We start from the raw sequence: 19,400 nt of genomic DNA, 5'->3' as shown, positions 1-19,400 counted from the left end.
TCTCCACCGAGAAATTTCCCCATTAGACCATATTTATTTTACGTCAGGCGCGCAAAATGAGAGCACGGTTCACATGACAAAACTGTAGACATGTTATCAATGAGATGTTTTTTGAAACACTATTTCATTATGAGGAGTTTACAGCGTGGCTGATAAATCACTGTTTTCTGGCGTCTGGTGTCCTTCCATCACGCCGATGGATAAAGACGGGAATGTAGACCTTAACGGATTGAAGCAGCATCTGCAGCGACTCACTGACGCTAATATCGATGTGATATTGCTAATGGGAAGCATTGGTGAGTTTGTCTCCTTCACACTGGAAGAGAGGCTCATGCTTATTCGTGAAGCACGAGCCATGAGCAAGCTAAAAATGGTGGCCAACGTCTCGTCCACATGCACGCATGATGTACTGATTATGGCGCAAGAAGCGTATCGCACGGGCTATGATGCAGTGATGATCCTCCCGCCTTATTACTACGGCCAGACGGCGAAGCAATTATTAAGCTATTTCCGCCATCTGGGTCGCGAATTACAGGGCAAATGGTTCGCATATAACTTCCCGGCGCGGACCGGTTGTGATTTAACCCCAGACCTGGTCGCCACACTGGCGAGTGAGTTTCCTGAGTTTGCCGGAATTAAAGATACCGTCGATTGCCAGTCACACACCCGCAGCATGATTCAGGCAGCTCAGGCTGTGCGTCCTGATTTTGCGGTGCTTTCGGGGTATGACGAGTATTACATTCCTAATTTGCTGGCTGGCGGCGCGGGGATAATCTCTGGCTTAAATAACGTTATGCCGGAGCTGTTTGTCGAAGCCCGCGAAGCCTTCAAACGCGGCGACCTAGCAGCTTTACAAGATATCCAGCAACAGATCGGCACCTATATGTCCATCTACGCCATCGGTGAAGATTTTGTCACTACCATCAAGACGGTGGTATCACGTAAGTTTGGTTACTGCACAGGAGTGTCGCGCAATGCCGGTGGGGAGTTAACAGAAAGCGAATGTCGGACGATTGATGAGGTATTTGTTATTTAAGGTAAAACGCCGGATGAACGTCAATTCATCCGGCGATGATATGGAATAAGAGAGGTTATTTCACCGTACCCAGAATTTCGATCTTCGCCACTCTGGCTTTGGCTTTACGTGACCAGACAGAGGTAAGAATTGGCACCAGAATCGACGTCACAATTACCGCCGTCGCCACCAACGAAGTTGCCGCAGGCGCCATCGGTTTAAAGGCCGGGATCATTTCCGCAATCAGTACCGGCGTTGCCACCGCGGCCCCGGCAGAACTGGAGGCGGCAATTCCGGCAGTGCCATCGCCACCGCCAATCAATTTATCGGCAATAATCAACGGAATACCGGTCACGATAATCACCGCCACACCCAACAGGATCCCCAACAAACCGGTCTGGGCAATCACGGTTAAATCAATGGTATTGCCCAGCGCGAAGGCAAAGAACGGAATCAGCGTCTGCACCGCTTTGCTAAAAAACTCGCGCAATTCAGAATCAAGGTTCCCCAGCGCGAACCCCACCAGGAACGGCAACACTGCGCCAACGAAAACATGCGGTTCAAACGAAGCAATCCCGGCGGTTCCCAGAATAATCATCGTCATTAGCGGACCAGATTCCAGCGACATCAACACAAATGCCCCGGCCTCTTCTTTGGTGCCGTACTGCTGCATGATAGAGGCATACAGACCGCCGTTGGTCATGTCCATTGCCGCCACCAGCGCCAGCGTTGAAAGCCCGGCAAAAAATCCAACTTCGACACCGTGCTCAGGAATAATGCGCGAAGCAATGGCCGCAACCACCCACGCAACGGCAATTTTGGTTACCACCAGCGTACCGGATTTACGCAACACTGTTCCCGTCGCGCTTAATTTGATAGACGCCCCCATGCAGAAAAACCACACCGCCAGAATTGGCACCGTGCCAGTAATCATCCCGTTGGTGAATGATCCAAAATATTTCCCCGCCCCCGGCGAGAAGGTATGACACAGTGCGCCAAGGAACAGCGGGATGAGCATCATCCCCCCCGGGATTTTCTCTATCGTGCGTTTTATCTGCATTTCCATCACCTGTTAGCATATTTTTATAGGCTGATGCGAAGTTCCTTAACGGAGCATCAGTGTTGATGGAAACGAAGATAGACATTCATCATAGCAATAAAAGTGATCAACACCACACCAATTGAAACGTCGTTTTAATTTTATAGGATCATTGTTTTTCTTTTGAAATTGATCACAAAAAAACCACCGTTATGCACGATGGTTTGTTTTTTATGCTGACAAGAGGCGTAAACGCCTCATTGCAGCAGGCAAGATGCGATTATTTTTTCGCCGCGAAACGTGCCGCAGCTTCATCCCAGTTCACTACGTTCCAGAACTCTTTGATGTAGTCCGGACGACGGTTCTGGAATTTCAGGTAGTAAGCGTGTTCCCACACATCCAGGCCCACAATCGGGAAGCCGGAAGCGCCAGAAATGGCTTCGCCCATCAGCGGGGAGTCCTGGTTAGCAGTAGAAACCACCGCCAGTTTATCGCCTTTCAGCACCAGCCATGCCCAGCCGGAACCAAAGCGGGAAGCTGCCGCTTTTTCAAATTCTGCTTTGAAGTTATCAACGGAACCGAAATCACGTTCGATAGCCGCTTTCAGATCGCCCTGCAAGGTGGTGCCTTTTTTCAGACCTTTCCAGAACAGACTGTGGTTAGCGTGACCGCCAGCGTTGTTGCGCAGAACGGTTTTTTTGTCTGCTGGCAGCTGGTCCAGTTTGGTGATCAGCTCTTCAACCGGCAGGTTAGCGAATTCTGGCAGGCTTTCCAGCGCCGCGTTGGCGTTGTTGACGTAGGTCTGATGGTGTTTGGTGTGGTGGATTTCCATGGTCTGCTTATCGAAGTGCGGTTCCAGGGCATCGTAAGCATACGGCAGGGATGGCAGGGTATAGCTCATATTCATCTCCAGTATTGTCGGGCGGCCGATTGTTAATGCCGCGTAAGCAGTTGGTTCATTATAGTTAATTAAATGATATTGAAAATGATTATCAATGCCGTACTTTTCATAGGGGAATGCCCGAGATGATTCCGGTCAGTTTTTCTACCCAGTCAATTAAAAACGCCAACTCACTCCGGTGACAAAAGTAAAACTTTCATTACGGTCAATCATTGGGCTGTTAGTGATCTCTTCCGGCAGCTCACTGTATCCGGCACTCGCCATTAATACGACGTGTTCTCCGATGGGGTATTTTGCCGTCAGGCTGACATAAGGCACCCAGGCATCCTGCGCGGTATAACTCGCCAGACCGCTGTGACGAGACTCGCTCTCTGAAATGCCATAGTAATAGTCACTGAAATTCTCGTCATAATAGAGAACGCCAAGAGCAGGTGTCAGCGACAGGCGACCTATCTGCATTTTGTGGAATAACGATAACTCACCTACCCAACCGTTACTGTTATCCAGAACATCAGCTGCCGCAGAAGCTTTCACGGTCCCCCAACGCTCATGGTGATACCAGGCAACTCCCGCCATTGCCGTACTGTCACGCTTATCGAGTTGTTGCATAGCATGGTCGTCATTATCGGCAGGATCAAATTCCAGCGGCATCCAGGATGCAGTCAGGCTAAGTTCATTTTTTTCACTTTGCGACAGAATAAAACCTAACGTCGTCTGGCGGACATAAAAAGAATCGCCCTCATAACTGATCAGCGGAATTGCTTTGGTATTTTCATTATAACCGCGATAAGGCGATTCATTATAAACTGCGCCAGCACCAACGGATAATTCTGCGGCAGTTGCACTTGCCATAAAAGGCATAAAAAATAACGCCACAATATTGCGGTTAATTAACATGTCCGACATTCCATTTTAAATTAAGATAAAAAAGAGTCGGCATAGTAATACTTACAATTTCTCCGGTGCAAGATTCATATTTATATAGTAATATATAAAATTATATATAAATTGGACTGTTGCGATGACAAAATTACAACTCAAGTACCGGGAGTTAAAAATTATCTCGGTAATCGCTGCCAGTGAAAATATCAGCCATGCGGCCACCGTGCTTGGCATCGCGCAGGCCAATGTTAGTAAATATCTTGCTGATTTTGAATCAAAAGTGGGCTTAAAGGTCTTTGACAGAACCACACGGCAATTGATGCTGACGCCTTTTGGCACCGCGCTATTACCGTACATTAATGATATGCTCGACAGAAACGAGCAGCTTAATAATTTTATTGCAGATTATAAGCATGAGAAACGTGGTCGGGTTACCATCTACGCACCAACTGGCATTATTACCTATTTATCCAAACACGTTATCGACAAAATTAAAGATATCGGTGAAATCACCTTATCGCTAAAAACCTGCAATCTTGAGCGCAACGCCTTTTATGAAGGTGTCGAATTTCCCGATGATTGTGATGTTTTAATCAGCTACGCGCCGCCAAAAGATGAATCGCTGGTTGCCAGTTTTATTACGCAATATGCAGTAACCGCCTATGCCAGCCAAACTTATCTTGAGAAACACCCCATTAGCCGACCAGACGAACTTGAACATCACTCCTGTATTTTGATCGACTCGATGATGATCGATGACGCGAATATCTGGCGCTTCAACGTCGCCGGAAGTAAAGAAGTACGTGATTATCGTGTTAAGGGAAATTACGTCTGTGACAATACTCAGTCGGCGCTGGAGCTGGCGCGAAATCACCTGGGGATTGTGTTTGCGCCAGACAAAAGTGTGCAGAGCGACCTGCAAGACGGCACGCTGATCCCCTGCTTTCAGCAACCGTATGAATGGTGGCTGGATCTGGTGGCTATCTTCCGTAAACGGGAATACCAGCCCTGGCGGGTCCAGTATGTGTTGGACGAGATGCTGCGTGAAATTCGCCACCAGCTTGCCCAGTCGCAGCAACTGCGGCCTGAACAAGCGGCGGAAAACAAAGATTAGTGGTCGAGATAAAGGTAATGCACCCAGCTGGTCATGCGTAACAGCACTTTGCGCATAACCGAAACATGGCTGAAATGATCGGAATAGACCGCCACCTGGGCGTAAATACCGTCTGGTAATGCGCTCAAATCAGTATGCTCATCCAGCTCAATAGTCGCGATAACGCCATCAGAACCTGGTGCTGTATTTAAGGACTGTAAAGTGCCGGTCGACTGATAAGCCCCGCCGGGAACGGCTGGACTAATGGCAGCCAGCTTACCGCTGAAGACCTTACCTGGCAGGGCATTAAACACCACTTCCGCATCGTCGCCAGGAGCCAGTCGCAGCAAGGAGTTCTGGCGGAACTGCGCCACGATTTGTCGTTTCTGATCGGGTATAAACACCATTACCGGACGCAGCGGCAGCGACGCGGCATACGTTCCTGGACGAATCAGTACCTGAGTCACGTAACCGTCGCTCGGCGCACGCACTACCGTCTGCTCAAGGTTATATTTTGCTTCCGCAAGCTGCGCTTTCAGGCTGGCGATTTGAGAATGTTCCCCCAACACCAGGCTATCCAGTTGGCTCTGGATCTGTTTTTGTTCCGCCGCCGATGACTTCACTGAGGCTTCCTGCGCCAGATAGTTTTGCCGCGCCACATCGATATCCCGTTCTGAAAACGGATTTACTTTCGCCTGGCTGCCGCGTGCGTAACGCTGGTACTCTTTGGCAAATTTATCCCGTGTGGCCTTTGCCTGCTGGGTATTCGCCGCCATCTCATCTAACTCTGCCCCCAATGCCCGCTGTTTATGTTCTGCGGTGACGATATCCGCCATCAGTCGATCCACCCGCGCCTGATAACGCGTCGGATCCAGTCGAAATAGCACTTCGCCTTTTTTAATCAGCGTATTTTTCTTGTCCGTCACTTCAATTACTACACCCGTCACCTGCGGAACAACCGGAATGGAAATAACCGCTTTTTGCGCTTTAAAGGTGTATGGATGGTTATAGTTCATTAATAGAATTAAGCCGCTGACAATAAATATGCCACCCAGTGCCGCAGTAGGGATGGTCCATTTATTCACGGGAATTTTAAAAATCTTAAACATTGCCCATGCGAAAGCCACATAGGTCAAAATAATCAGTAAATCCATAAATATTACTCGGCAGAAGGAGCTTTCATGTCGGCGAGCTGTTTCTCCAGCCCGGCAATGCGCTGTTGTAGTTGCATAACGGATGAATCATGGCTTTGCATTCCCCATCCCCGCTCCGGGCGGTAAAGCGTGGCCCAAATCCACAAAAAGGGCCAGATAACGTGCAGCGTAAACAAACTCACCCAACCGGCAACATGAATGGCATCGGCATGAGGATGGTTGCGTTTTTTCGCAATCAGGTAGGGAATATCATGTAAAATAATAATCCCATAGAAGATCACCAGAAATACAAAAATAAGCACTCCCAGTGCAAAATAATCCAGGAACATATTTTCCTCAGAGAATATAAAAAAGAACAATTAACGCATATTATGAAATGCCATGATGCAGTGCAATTTCCTTATTTATATAACGACATATTGTTTTTTATATACTTTCTGAAATGTGCTGCCTAGCTTTTAAACAGGTCGAGGCTTATCATATTGAAATAATGGAACTATTGGCCAAACTAATGAATAACTCCAGTAAAACATCCACAGTACAGATTAAGCGTATTAAACCTTCAATTATCTACCGTTTATTATTGATTGGTCTCGGAACACCAATGGTGATTTACGGCCTGGTTTGCGGCGTTTTAGGCATGTTTGGCTACGATCAGGTCAGATGGAACGACACCGTAATCCACGGCCTGCTGGCCCTGCCCGCAGGAATGCTTGCAGGCCTGTCAGTCAGTGTGTTCCTCACCGTGGTGATTGGCACTATCGCTTGTTTTGGTTTGTGGTTGTACAGCCTGGTTCGCCCGCTCACCATCGAAACGCGAGATTAAACTCCTGGCAAAACACGCCGGGCAGCTTCTGCCAGAAATGCACTTCTGTTGGCGTAGTCTGGGTTATTGCGCACGTAGGTATCAATCTTGTTCAGTAACCTTTTCGGCATCGTAATATTGATACGTTCAGCCCGACCTTCGAACTGATTCATATTGATATCCACCAGCAACCATTGCCCGCCAATAAAGTCCTGCGCCTGCTGAGCCAGATGTTCGTCTACGGAGCCAGGAAGAGGCAACTCTTCATTCATCTCGCACAAGGTTTCAAAGTGTGCGACCAGTGCACTTCGCGCATCCTGGAAAGCGTCATCAAGCGTATCCCCGGCAAAATAACAACCAGGTACATCAGGGAAAAAACCGCTGGCGCTACCGTCGGAATCGCTATGGATATAGGCGGGATAAAACATATTGCCTCCTGAAATTTTAAAATGTTAAACCAGCCTGACGCCCAATTTGTGCCAGCGTACCGGGCTTAATATCTTTTTTAGGATGCGGGACCGTCACCAGGCCCGGATGAACAGGATGGCGAAACTGATGATGACTGCCGCGGGTTCGAATATGTTCCCAGCCATGCTGTTTCAGGATGGCGATCACGTCTGCACTTTTCACATCCCTGTCCTTCCATGATTATACACACGATACACATATAATTAGCGATAGCAATCACGATAGCGCGATTTATAGAGGCCGTCAGGTGGCTAAAATTGATTCAGGAATGTCGCTCGGAAGAAGAATAACCACGTGCAGTAACTTGTTGAAAAAATGCGAGGAGACTCGCAATTTACGTATAACTCATAGTATTAGGCGTTAAAAAACCTTGTATTAGATTATCCATGCGATATCGAAGCCAGTCTTGCTATAGCTCCAACTCTTATTCATAGAACGTTTAAAATAACCAATAAAAGAATAACAGACATTGTTTTATTTCCTTGATAAATATCAAGCTTGTTTCACCATTGTATTTACAATGTGCAAACATTATTTTTTGTGTGTTATACATTAAGTATGATCAATGATAACGCGTTAATATATAAATATTTTCTATATTTTTATAAAACGCATTTTTATTAAATATATAAAAGGAGTTATAATGTCTATGGAGTTTATAGATAAGCTGAATTCATTATCCGCAAAAATAAAACAACAAGCCGGGGTCATTGAAACTGAGGAGGCTACCAAAAATGCTTTCGTAATGCCGTTCATTAACAATGTGTTAGGTTATGATGTCTTTGATCCTACCGAAGTTATCCCAGAGTTTGTATGCGATATTGGAACGAAGAAAGGTGAAAAGATTGACTATGCGATCTTAAAAAGTGGTGAGGTTCAGATTCTCATTGAATGCAAAAAAATCGGCGATCCTCTAAATATAAATCACGCTTCACAGCTTTTTCGATACTTCCATGTAACAAATGCAAGAATATCTATTCTAACCAATGGACAAGTTTATAAATTTTTTACTGATTTAGAAGCGCCTAATAAAATGGATGAAAAACCATTTCTTGAGATAGATCTACTTGACTTAGATGAAACAGTTGTTCCCGAGATAAAGAAACTTACTAAATCAGCATTTGATTTGGAATCAATAATTAATGCTGCAGGTGAATTAAAATATGTTAGTTTAATTAAAAAAGTTCTCCATGCACAAATGAATAATCCTGAAGAGGATTTTGTAAAATTCTTTGCAGCAAGAATTTATGAAGGTATGTTAACACAAAAAGTAAAAGATACGTTTGCAAAATTAACAAAGAAAGCTGCCAATCAATATATTAACTCTCAAATAAACGAAAGATTGAAATCGGCAATAGGTGGTGGTTCATTATCTGTAATTGATTCGAATTCACACAATGAAGAAGTAGAATGTATTAATAAAGAAGAAACCGATATTGCTACTACTATGGAGGAGCTTGAAGGATTTCATATTGTTAAAGCTATAGTTCGCGTAGTGCTTGATGCACCACGAATAGTCCACAGAGATACAAAAAGCTATTTTGGTATACTTGTAGATGACAATAATCGAAAGCCACTCTGTAGATTACATTTCAATCGAAATCAAAAATATATTGGCCTATTTGACTTAGAGAAAAACGAAACCCGCCATCCTATTGAATCTCTCGATGATATTTATTCTTTCAGCGATGAGTTAAAAGCGACTGCCGCTTTATACAACTAAAACATAGGCAGGCAACAATTAATGTTGCCTGCCTAAAACATCAGAACAGCCCCAACGGTTTATCCGAGTAGCTCACCAGCAGACACTTGGTTTGCTGATAATGCTCCAGCATCATCTTATGGGTTTCGCGTCCGATGCCCGACTGTTTGTAGCCGCCAAACGCTGCGTGTGCCGGGTAGGCATGATAACAGTTGGTCCACACGCGCCCGGCCTGAATGCCGCGCCCCATCTTATAGGCCAGATTGCCGTTACGACTCCAGACGCCTGCACCCAGGCCATATTGTGTGTCGTTCGCCAGCTCCAGCGCCTCGTCCATCGTTTTAAAGGTGGTTACCGCCAGCACCGGGCCAAATATTTCTTCCTGGAAAACACGCATATTGTTCTGACCAAACAGGATAGTCGGTTCAAGGTAGTAACCATCTTTCAGCTCGCCTTCCAGCAACTTGCGCCGCCCGCCGGTGAGCACATCTGCGCCCTCTTTTTTACCGATATCAATGTAATTGAGGATGGTTTCCAGTTGCCCGTGAGATACCTGCGCGCCCATTTGTGTCACGCTGTCGAGCGGGTTACCGCTACGAATACTTTCAACACGGCGGATGGCGCGTTCCATGAAGCGTTCGTAGATAGACTCCTGCACTAAAGCACGGCTTGGGCAGGTACAGACTTCGCCCTGGTTAAAAGCAAACAATGCAAAGCCTTCCAGCGCCTTATCGAAAAAGGCATCTTCTTCATCCATCACGTCAGCAAAGAAGATATTGGGCGATTTGCCGCCCAGCTCCAGGGTTACTGGAATAATGTTTTGCGTGGCGTACTGCATAATCTGCTGACCCACTTCCGTTGAGCCAGTAAACGCCACTTTGGCGATGCGTTTCGAGGTCGCCAGATATTCGCCAATTTCGCCGCCCGCACCGTTGACCACGTTCACCACGCCCGGCGGCAGTAAATCACCGACGATTTCCATTAGCAGCAGTACAGAAAGCGGGGTAAGTCGTGCGGGTTTCAGCACCACGCAGTTGCCCGCCGCCAGCGCGGGAGCCATTTTCCAGCTCGCCATCAGCAGCGGGAAGTTCCACGGGATAATCTGCCCCACCACACCTAACGGTTCGTGGAAGTGATAAGCCACGGTTTCGCTATCAACTTCACTGATCCCGCCTTCCTGCGCCCGAATACACGAGGCGAAATAGCGGAAATGGTCAATCGCCAGCGGCACATCGGCAGCACTGGTTTCGCGAATGGGTTTGCCGTTATCCCAGGTTTCAGCCGTCGCTAACAGCTCGAGGTTCTGCTCCATCCGATCGGCAATCTTAAACAGAATCGCTGCGCGATCCTGCACCGAGGTATGCGCCCATTTATCTTTCACTTTATGCGCAGCATCCAGCGCCAGATCGATATCTCGTTTGCCCGAAGACGCCACTTCGCACAACAACTGCCCGGTTACCGGCGTCAGGTTCTGGTAATACTCGCCATCGGCGGGCGCGACCCACTCGCCACCAATAAAGTTGTCATAGCGGGCTTTTAACTTGAGGGGGAAACCATACTCGCCGGGCTTAATCTGTGCTGAAGGGGGATTGTTGGTCATGATCGTCTCCTTGCGGTGTGAGGTATAACAAGGGTAGACGTGACTGGCGAAATCTTCGCCAGTCGGTAACAGCTTTACGACGGCTATCACGAATTTACTGGCAAGGACTACAGCGGGTAATGTGCGACGTACACTACTTGCTGGTCATTAATTTTCTTCTCTTGCGCAAATCCTTCTTTAACAATCGTCCGTAAATCAGTTCGCGCTGTATTATCAGAGACGCCCAGACTCGCGCTGGTTTCAGAAACTGTGTACTCTTTCCCCGGATTGGCGAGCATCACATTCAGAAGTGTCACCTGACGCGGATTTAGTCGCCTAAGCACACCAGAACTAAACAATAGGCGGTCAAGTTTTGCGCTTCGTTGCATAATTTCATCAATATGCTGCTGCCAGTTTTGCATAGCACGTTTAATGACACCCGCCTGATATTCAAGGAAATAAGTCAGATCCATACCATCTGATTCAGTGTACTGGTAGCTGGAGGCATATTTGACTGGTGCAACATGAAGCAAACGGCTGATGGAAATATATTTAAAGACATCGTAGCCCGATTTCAGCATATACCAGTAAAACAGCGCCCGACTGGTGCGCCCGTTGCCATCGCGAAATGGATGTTCATGGGCCAGCATAAAATGCAGAATGCAGGCGCGGACCAGCGGGTGAATATACCCTTCATGGCTGTTTAACCACTGGCAAACTTTTTCCAGTCGTTCCGGCAACAATGCCGCAGCGGGCGGTTGGTGCACAATATTGCCGTCATAATCGGCGATCACGACATCATCTGTTTCACGAAATTCACCCGGACGATATTTCGCGTCATTTATTCCCCCCATACCAATAGCATATAACTGACGTATAAGCGCAGGTGTCAGCGGTTCTGTGAGTAATTGCGGAATTTCCGCCATCAGCCGGGCATTTCCCGCAATCATATGCTCGTCTTCAGTGCGTGGCGCCCGCCCTGTTTCCAGCATTTTTCTCGCCACCAGCGTCGTGGTATTCGCACCTTCCAGTTGGGAACTGGTAATCGGCTCTTCCAGGCGTAACTGGCTTAACTCGGCGCCCGCCCCGCGTAACCGTTCAGTCTGATCTTTCAGCGCCAGCGCGGTTGCATGTTTGTCGACAAGCTCGCACGCTTCTGCAATCACTGGCGTAATGTTGAATCCGGCCTGCTCACCCGCTTCATTGCAATAATTGATTCGCTGGATCGCCGCGTTGCGCGCCAGCCGGGTAAGCGTCCACGCCACTTCAATGTTTTCCCCTTTTTTGATGCGGTACTGCAACTCATCAAAAGGCAGATAACGTCCTTTTTCATCGGTAACCCGGTTAAAGCGTAAGTGGGCCTGGAGTTCCTCACCCGATAAGTGTGATAAAGGAATCAGTCTGGGAGGTGATTTGATAGCCATTTGCTTATCTCAAAAAAGCGCAATATTGAGATAGTGTATAGCAGACTAAAGAAACTATCTCAAAAATCGCAAGTTTTGAGATAGCGGCTGACAATACGCCAGCCGCAGGAGAATGGGGATTACATTGCAGCGCGATAAATCGCCACAATTTCTTCCTCAGTTGCCTGAATCGGGTTAGTAAAGCCACAAGCGTCTTTCAGGGCATTGCTTGCCAGCTCCGGGAAATCTTCTTCTTTAACGTTCAGGTCTCGCAGACCTGCCGGGATATCCACTTTCTTCGCCAGGTCGCGAATCGCGTTAATACAGGCTTCCGCCCCTTCAGCATCATTTTTACCTGTGACGTTCACACCCATCGCCGCGGCGCAGTCACGCAAACGTGATGCAACAACTTTGCTGTTATATAACTGCACGTGCGGCAGCAGAATGGCATTACAAACGCCGTGCGGCAGATCGTAAAAGCCACCTAACTGATGCGCCATCGCATGAACATAACCCAGAGAAGCGTTATTGAATGCCATACCTGCGAGGAACTGGGCATAAGCCATTGCTTCACGCGCTTTAGCGTTGCTGCCATCTTCGACGGCTAACGGTAGATTTTCCGCAATCATGGTCATTGCTTTCAGCGCGCAGGCATCAGTAATTGGCGTTGCCGCAATAGACACATACGCTTCGATGGCATGAGTAAGAGCATCCATTCCGGTAGCTGCAGTCAGTGACTTAGGCATACCGATCATCAGCGAGGAATCATTAACCGAAAGCAGCGGGGTAACGTGTTTATCCACAATCGCCATTTTGATATGTCTCACTTCGTCGGTGATGATGCAAAAACGGGTCATTTCAGACGCTGTACCCGCCGTGGTATTAATGGCAATCATCGGCAACTGTGGTTTTGCAGAGCGGTCTACGCCTTCATAATCACGGATATCACCACCGTTAGCGGCTACCAGTGCAATACCTTTTGCGCAGTCGTGCGGAGAACCGCCGCCTAAGGAGATCACGCTGTCGCAGTTATTTTCCTTCAACATTTTCAAACCTTCTGCGACATTCTTCGTGGTCGGATTAGGTTGGGTACCCTCATAAATAATGCTAAAAATATTGCGGTCATATAAGGCTTTTTGTACCTCTCCCGCCATACCTAATTTCGCTAGCATTCTGTCAGTAACAATTAATATACGGCGAAAACCATATTCCTCCATCATATTCAGCGCATCTTTTAAAGAATCTTCGCCAATGACATTAACAGAAGGAATAAAAAATGTGGAAGCTGCCATAACACACTCCAGAACGAGGGTAAAAGGGCGGGCAGCTTACAGAGGATTTATATTTAAAAAGTTGATCGATATTATTCTTTTTAGAATCGTATATTAAAAAAAGCACATTAGACTCATGTTCTAATGCGCTTTTTCAAAATTTATAAGACTTTTAAAGTAATTCGCATTTAATATGAATTAATCATTATCTTATTTATGCGGAAATAATAATGCGTCACGCAATAAATGATCATTTCCCCGACGACGCGTAAAACCAATGCGGTCAAAATATTCCAGAATTTGAATTGCCAGTTTTCGACCAACACCTAAGCGATCGCGGAAATCCGCCGCACAGGTCGAGCCACACTCCTGATCGAGATCGCGGATCATGTTGGCAAACTCGACAATCCGATCGTTACGGTAATAACGATCTTTAACGATCGCCGTAATTATCCCCTGCTGCGCCGCCTGCCGTAGTGTCAGGCGCATTGCCTGTTCGTCAGTTCCCGTCTCTTTTGCCAGGTCACGCACCCACCACGGCTCGTTGCCAAACAGCGGTTCCACTTTTTGCCAGATTGCTTGCTGCTCTTCGCTAAATCCCGCTTTGTGATCCGGCAGATGCAGCCAACCATGATGGCTGTGAATGTCGCCGCTTTCGCGCATCTTTTCAATCAGCAACAGCACCAGTGCTTCATCTTCCATCGGCAACGCCATGCGCCGCAGACGCTCACGCCCTGGACCTGGTTCATCGCGATGTTGCTCATGATAAGTTGCTAATGTGTCGAGAATTTTACGTTGCCAGCGGGCGGCAACTGGAGCGTTCAACAAACTGTAACCAGCCTGAATATAGCCCGGCTGTTGCAGTAATTCGCGCATCCCTTCACCATTGAGCTGACGCGCCCAGGCGAAATCGGCAAGGTTAACCGCACCGCGCTCCAGATGAACGGTCAGTGCGTCGGCATCGCTTTGTGTGCGTGCCAGTGACGCCAGCCATTGCAGATATTCCGGCTTACGTTTACCGCGACGCGGCGGGTTAAGCATCACCACCCGCGCCCCCGCCAACGTGTTACGGGCAGAGATATCGCGCAGCACCAGGCGATCGTTATCCGCCAGCCACAGCGGCGTGTCGAACACCAGCTCGGCAAGGTTATCTTCCAGCAGCGAAACGCGTCCCGTAACGTGGCTGGCGGCGTGGTGAATATGCAGCGGCTGCCACTGGGTCAGCGGCGTATGGGTTTGTAACTCGACAATCACTCGTGTGAACGGCTCTGGCGGCACATCGGCAAGCAGCCAGTCGCCACGGTTAATCTGTTCTTTTTTCGCATCACCAGCGATGTTAAGCGCGATACGCTGCCCGGCATGGGCGGTTTCAGTTGGCTGGTTTTGCGCATGCAGCGCACGCACGCGCATCGGTTTATTTACACCAGTCAGCCATAGTGAATCGCCTACCTTCACTTCCCCGCTTAACGCCGTACCGGTGACCACCAGCCCGGCACCTTTTACGGTAAATGCGCGGTCGATAGCGAGTCGGAAACTATGTTGGCTGGCGTGTTCGCGTTCCGGCAACTGAAGCAGATGTTCGCGCAGGGCATCAATTCCCCGTCCTTCGGTCGCTGCGGTGATAAACAGTTTTGCCTCAGCAAAACCGTATTCCCGCAGCACCTCCTTTACCTGGCGTTCAACCTCATCAACACGCGCTTCGTCCACGCGATCGGCTTTAGTCAATGCCACTGTCAGCATCGGGTTACCGGTAAGCTGCAAAATCGCCAGATGCTCACGGGTCTGTGCCATCACGCCGTCATTGCACGCCACCACCAGCAGTGCGTGATCGATACCACCAACGCCCGCCAGCATGTTGGAAAGAAACTTTTCATGACCGGGAACGTCGATAAAACCAGGCACGCGTCCATCTGGCTGCGGCCAGTAGGCATAGCCGAGATCGATGGTCATCCCACGCTTCTTTTCTTCCGGCAGACGGTCGGCATTTACGCCCGTAATCGCCTGTAATAACGTCGTTTTGCCGTGGTCAACGTGTCCGGCAGTCGCAATAATCATTTCAACAACATCTCCAAAAACCGTTGCTCATCTTCAAGGCAGCGTAGGTCCAGCCACAGACGCCCGTCATAAATGCGCCCAATCACCGGAATCGGCAATTCACGCCAGCGAGCAGCTAATGACTCAAGGTGGCTACCGCGTCCGTCATGAGGCGTAAACGTCAATGCCGCGCTCGGCAGACGATCCACCGGCAGCGAACCACTGCCAATCTGCGACAGGCATGGCATAACCTGTACCGCAAACTCCGCACCATAGTGAGCGGCAAGGGGTGCCTGCAACCGTTGCGCCTGGATTTGAATGACCTCTGCGCTGCGGGTAAGCAGACGCAGGGTCGGTAATTTTTCACTCAGTGCTTCAGGGTGTAAATAAAGACGCAACGTGGCTTCCAGCGCCGCGAGAGTCATTTTATCTGCACGTAATGCACGTTTCAGCGGGTGACTCTGCAAACGCGCGATCATCTCTTTTTTACCAACGATAATCCCTGCCTGCGGCCCGCCTAACAACTTGTCGCCGGAGAAGCTCACCAGGCTGACGCCCGCCGCAATCAACTCCTGCGGCATAGGCTCTTTTGGCAAACCATACTGACTGAGATCCACCAGCGAACCACTGCCTAAATCAGTCACCACGGGAACATCCAGTTCTTTGCCGAGCGCCACCAGTTCAGCTTCGTCTATCGCTTTGGTGAAGCCTTGAATGCTGTAATTACTGGTATGCACCTTCATCAGCAGCGCGGTATTTTCATTCACTGCCTGACGATAATCATTCGCGTGCGTGCGGTTGGTGGTCCCTACTTCATGTAGGGTGCAGCCTGCCTGACGCATGACATCGGGAATACGAAACGCGCCGCCAATCTCCACCAGTTCGCCGCGAGAAACCACCACTTCTTTACCACTGGCAGTAGCTGCCAACATCAGCAGCACCGCCGCCGCATTGTTATTGACGATACAGGCATCTTCTGCGCCGGTGATGCGACATAACAACTGCGCCAGCGCACGATCGCGATGCCCGCGTCCGGCGTCATCCAGATCATATTCCAGCGTCACCGGCAAACGCATAACTTGCGTAACAGCCTCAACCGCCGCTTCCGCCTGCAATGCCCGCCCAAGGTTCGTATGCAGCACGGTTCCCGTCAGGTTGATCACCGGACGCAGCGCGCTCTGCGCCTCTTTCGCCAGACGAGCATCAACCTCTTGCGCCCAGTTTTCACACCATGCAGGCAGCGACTGGCTGTCGCGAATCATTTCCCGCGCTTCGTCGAGCATTTGACGTAGCAACTCCACGACACGGGTATGGCCATAAGTATCACGCAAAGAAAGGAAAGAGCTATCGCGCAATAAGCGATCGATAGCTGGAAGTTGACTATAGAGGGAACGCGTTTCGGTTGTCATAGGAAACCAGGCTCATCAAGGCCCTCTCGCACGGAGAAGGGCGTTTAACATAACCACGGATTGTAACGTGAGATGGGTCAGGAGGACATATCGCGCATCAAGCCTTTGGCGGTTCGGTGCGAGCGAAGCTTTCGCGGCTAAAGAGATTCTCGACCAGTTTGACTAAGTGTGGGCGGTCCACACACCAGCCCGGCGCAACGCGGCGGAAATTGAGATACCCGACGGCACAGGCAATGGCGATAGTCGCCAGATTGACTGTATCAGTTTTGAGCGTGCCATCGACCAGATATCCTTCCAGCACATCCAGGCTGCGGTTGATTTTCTCCCGCTGGCGTAACAATTCATCTTCAGACTGCTGCGCCGCCGGACGCGCCTGTTCACGCACCGACACCAGCCCGGCATCCATAATGCCATCCGCCAGCGCCTCAATTTTGCGCACTCGCAACGACTCCAGCGGATCGCGCGGCAACATCGCCGGAGCGACATTCATTAATTCAATATATTCAGCGATGATCGGCGAATCAAACCAACATTCGCCCTCTTCGGTCACCAGCACCGGCACTTTCCCTAACGGGTTAAATTGCGTCACGCCATTGTCCGCGCTATAGGGCAGTTCATTAATAAATTCGAAAGTTATGCCCTTTTCTAACAACAGAATAGAAAGTTTGCGTACAAACGGGCTGGTGTAGCTACCGACGAGTTTCATGCCGAGTCCTTTGTGCGAGGAAAAATATCAGTATGGCCCAGGCTCACGCAAAACACAGGTGATATAAGTCTCAATGATCCAAATAAAGATAATGCATCCAACTGGTCATTCTTAGCAGTACCTTCCGCATCACCGAAACATGGCTGAAATGGTCGGAGTAAACTGCCACCTGGGCGTAGATGCCGTCGGGTAAGGCATCGATATCATCGTTAGGGTCCAGTTCAATGGTTCCCAGCACACCGTCCGTGCCGGGCACGACCGTTAATGATTGCAGTACCCCCTGCGCCTGATACGAGCCGCCAGGCACGACAGGTAAAATACTGGTCAGTTTGCCGTGGAACACCTGCCCAGGCAGCGCGTTAAACACCACTTCCGCATCATCGCCGGGTTTCAGACGTAACAGCGAGTTTTGCCGAAATTGGGCGACAATTTGCCGTTTTTGCTCAGGGATGAAAACCATAACCGGACGCAGCGGCAAGGCAGCTGCGTATGTACCTGGGCGGATCAGTACCTGAGTAACGTAGCCATTGCTTGGCGCGCGAATGACGGTCTGCTCAAGGTTATATTTTGCTTCAGTAAGTTGCGCTCTTAAGCTCACAATCTGCGATTGCTCACCGTTGACCATGCTGTCGAGCTGGCTCTGGATCTGCGCCTGCTCCGCCACCGAGCCTTTCACTAACGCATCCTGCGCGAGAAAATTCTGCCGCGCATCGTCGATGTCACGTTCCGAGAACGGATTCACCGCCGCCTGGCTGCCTTTCAGGTAGCGTTGATAATTTTTAAACAGCCGATCGCGCTCCGCTGAAACCTGAGTGGTGTTAGCCTGCGCTTCAGTGAGCTGCGCCCGCAGCGTTTTGATGTTATGCGTCGCCGTCATCAGATCAGCCTGAAGTCTGTCTACTCGCGCCTGGTAACGTACCGGGTCGAGCTTAAAAAGCACCTCGCCCTTCTGAATAAGCTGATTATTTTTATCGGTGACTTCAGTCACGATCCCCGTCACCTGTGGCGTGATAGGGATAGCTATCACCGCCTTTTGCGCCGTAAAAGTGTAGGGATGGTTATAATTCATCAGTAAAATCAAACCACTCACCAAAAACACACCGCCGAGCGCCGCCGTCGCCAGCGTCCACTGATTCACCGGAATGCGGAAGATTTTAAATACTGCCCACGCCAGCGCCACGTAAGTTAAGACAATCAACAGATCCATGATTAGATCTCCGGAAACGTGGAGTAGTCAGGTTTTTTCTCGGCGGCGAGTTGATGTTCCAGCCGGGAGATACGGTCAGAAAGCGCAGCGATGTCCGGGTCAGGCGCCCTCTCTTGCGGCGTAATATGCGACTGCATCCCCCAGCCGCGTTCCGGTTGGTAAAGCGTGGCCCAGATCCACAGGAACGGCCAGATAATGTGGAGCGTAAACAAGCTGACCCACCCTGCGGTATGAATGGCATCGGCATGAGGATGGTTGCGCTTTTTGGCAATCAGATAGGGGATGTCATGTATCGCGATGATTCCATAAAAAATCACCAGAAAGACGAAGATCAGCACTCCCAACGCGAAATAGTTTAGAAACATAGCTGCCTCGAATTCACGCTTATCAGAGTTGTTATGGGCTGGCAGCCAGATACGCGTCGGGCTGATTATTTGACAATAATCCGGGATTGCGATTCTCGCCATCACACCGAAGAATAATTTTAAGAAGCGATGAGTTGCTTAGTTACATAACGATTTTATGACTAAGGCATAACATGCTGTAGATCACATCAGGTGAACGCCGTGAGAAAATATCTTGTGATTTAGATCACAAAGATTCAACAAACCGTCAAAATAAAAATGTGACGTTACTCACATTTAAATGCCATTTTTAGCGAAAATCGCCGTCTTGTTGCTTTTTTACACAAACGTTTTGTGATGAACATCACGTCAATTACCTCTCTACCCC

19 protein-coding genes are annotated in these 19,400 nt (G+C 49.1%); 4 read left to right on the top strand and 15 right to left on the bottom strand.

The window, feature by feature from the left end; genetic code table 11:
* Positions 1-145: 145 nt before the first annotated feature.
* The gene (locus FEK46_RS07595; RefSeq protein ID WP_135560298.1) at positions 146-1,036 is read left to right on the top strand and encodes a dihydrodipicolinate synthase family protein; all 891 of its coding nucleotides are present in this window, start codon (positions 146-148) and stop codon (positions 1,034-1,036) included.
* A gap of 55 nt (positions 1,037-1,091) precedes the next feature.
* Here the strand turns inward: FEK46_RS07595 and kdgT are convergent, their stop codons facing one another.
* The 3 genes from kdgT to FEK46_RS07580 form a co-directional block, all read right to left on the bottom strand.
* On the bottom strand, positions 1,092-2,075 hold the full coding sequence (gene kdgT / locus FEK46_RS07590; RefSeq protein WP_130259279.1) for a 2-keto-3-deoxygluconate transporter: 984 nt from the start codon (positions 2,073-2,075) through the stop codon (positions 1,092-1,094).
* A 259-nt stretch (positions 2,076-2,334) separates the two neighbouring features.
* Positions 2,335-2,955 carry a superoxide dismutase [Mn] gene (gene sodA, locus FEK46_RS07585; RefSeq protein ID WP_001361705.1) on the bottom strand — a complete coding sequence of 207 codons (621 nt, stop codon included), beginning with the start codon at positions 2,953-2,955 and terminating at the stop codon, positions 2,335-2,337.
* A 156-nt stretch (positions 2,956-3,111) separates the two neighbouring features.
* On the bottom strand, positions 3,112-3,852 hold the full coding sequence (locus FEK46_RS07580) for a MipA/OmpV family protein (RefSeq protein ID WP_135560299.1): 741 nt from the start codon (positions 3,850-3,852) through the stop codon (positions 3,112-3,114).
* A gap of 124 nt (positions 3,853-3,976) precedes the next feature.
* On the opposite strand from FEK46_RS07580, the gene FEK46_RS07575 reads away from it, so the two are divergent.
* A complete protein-coding gene (locus tag FEK46_RS07575) occupies positions 3,977-4,951 on the top strand; it encodes a LysR family transcriptional regulator (RefSeq protein WP_130206642.1) in 975 nt (324 codons plus the stop codon).
* On the opposite strand, the gene FEK46_RS07570 is transcribed toward FEK46_RS07575, so the two are convergent.
* On the bottom strand, positions 4,948-6,084 hold the full coding sequence (locus FEK46_RS07570) for an HlyD family secretion protein (RefSeq protein ID WP_062883751.1): 1,137 nt from the start codon (positions 6,082-6,084) through the stop codon (positions 4,948-4,950). The two genes, FEK46_RS07575 and FEK46_RS07570, sit on opposite strands and share 4 nt — an antisense overlap.
* Before the next feature lie 5 nt (positions 6,085-6,089).
* Positions 6,090-6,413, bottom strand: coding sequence for a DUF3302 domain-containing protein (locus tag FEK46_RS07565; protein WP_130206646.1), 324 nt, complete (start codon positions 6,411-6,413; stop codon positions 6,090-6,092).
* Positions 6,414-6,595: 182 nt separating this feature from the next.
* On the opposite strand from FEK46_RS07565, the gene FEK46_RS07560 reads away from it, so the two are divergent.
* On the top strand, positions 6,596-6,910 hold the full coding sequence (locus FEK46_RS07560) for a hypothetical protein (RefSeq protein WP_130206648.1): 315 nt from the start codon (positions 6,596-6,598) through the stop codon (positions 6,908-6,910).
* Here the strand turns inward: FEK46_RS07560 and FEK46_RS07555 are convergent.
* A complete protein-coding gene (locus FEK46_RS07555) occupies positions 6,907-7,317 on the bottom strand; it encodes a type II toxin-antitoxin system HicB family antitoxin (RefSeq protein ID WP_130206650.1) in 411 nt (136 codons plus the stop codon). The genes FEK46_RS07560 and FEK46_RS07555 overlap by 4 nt on opposite strands.
* A gap of 16 nt (positions 7,318-7,333) precedes the next feature.
* On the bottom strand, positions 7,334-7,519 hold the full coding sequence (locus tag FEK46_RS07550) for a type II toxin-antitoxin system HicA family toxin (protein ID WP_000833473.1): 186 nt from the start codon (positions 7,517-7,519) through the stop codon (positions 7,334-7,336).
* Between the two features lie 481 nt (positions 7,520-8,000).
* Between FEK46_RS07550 and FEK46_RS07540 the strand changes: the two genes are divergently transcribed.
* Positions 8,001-9,080, top strand: coding sequence for a type I restriction endonuclease (locus FEK46_RS07540; protein ID WP_171020853.1), 1,080 nt, complete (start codon positions 8,001-8,003; stop codon positions 9,078-9,080).
* A gap of 40 nt (positions 9,081-9,120) precedes the next feature.
* Here the strand turns inward: FEK46_RS07540 and aldB are convergent, their stop codons facing one another.
* The 8 genes from aldB to FEK46_RS07500 all read right to left on the bottom strand — a co-directional run bounded on the left by aldB (position 9,121) and on the right by FEK46_RS07500 (position 19,033).
* Entirely contained in the window at positions 9,121-10,659 is a 1,539-nt protein-coding gene (aldB, locus tag FEK46_RS07535) for an aldehyde dehydrogenase AldB (protein WP_000183976.1), read from the bottom strand.
* A 107-nt stretch (positions 10,660-10,766) separates the two neighbouring features.
* Entirely contained in the window at positions 10,767-12,062 is a 1,296-nt protein-coding gene (locus FEK46_RS07530; protein ID WP_135560301.1) for a Fic family protein, read from the bottom strand.
* Between the two features lie 119 nt (positions 12,063-12,181).
* Entirely contained in the window at positions 12,182-13,333 is a 1,152-nt protein-coding gene (gene yiaY / locus FEK46_RS07525; RefSeq protein WP_130206658.1) for an L-threonine dehydrogenase, read from the bottom strand.
* 189 nt (positions 13,334-13,522) lie between these two features.
* Positions 13,523-15,367, bottom strand: a complete 1,845-nt coding sequence (gene selB, locus FEK46_RS07520) for a selenocysteine-specific translation elongation factor (protein WP_135560302.1) — start codon at positions 15,365-15,367, stop codon at positions 13,523-13,525.
* Complete coding sequence (selA, locus tag FEK46_RS07515) at positions 15,364-16,755, bottom strand: L-seryl-tRNA(Sec) selenium transferase (protein WP_130206662.1); 1,392 nt, start codon at positions 16,753-16,755, stop codon at positions 15,364-15,366. The genes selB and selA overlap by 4 nt, the downstream gene beginning before the upstream one ends.
* 97 nt (positions 16,756-16,852) lie before the next feature.
* On the bottom strand, positions 16,853-17,461 hold the full coding sequence (locus FEK46_RS07510; protein ID WP_135560303.1) for a glutathione S-transferase: 609 nt from the start codon (positions 17,459-17,461) through the stop codon (positions 16,853-16,855).
* 70 nt (positions 17,462-17,531) lie between these two features.
* Positions 17,532-18,668 carry an HlyD family secretion protein gene (locus tag FEK46_RS07505; protein WP_000364939.1) on the bottom strand — a complete coding sequence of 379 codons (1,137 nt, stop codon included), beginning with the start codon at positions 18,666-18,668 and terminating at the stop codon, positions 17,532-17,534.
* 2 nt (positions 18,669-18,670) lie between these two features.
* Positions 18,671-19,033 (bottom strand): DUF3302 domain-containing protein, encoded by a 363-nt coding sequence (locus FEK46_RS07500; RefSeq protein ID WP_130206666.1) that lies wholly within the window; start codon positions 19,031-19,033, stop codon positions 18,671-18,673.
* Between the last annotated feature and the right edge of the window lie 367 nt (positions 19,034-19,400).

This window comes from Escherichia sp. E4736, from assembly GCF_005781225.1.
GTDB lineage: Bacteria > Pseudomonadota > Gammaproteobacteria > Enterobacterales > Enterobacteriaceae > Escherichia.
This window is presented reverse-complemented; position numbering and strand designations above follow the sequence as displayed.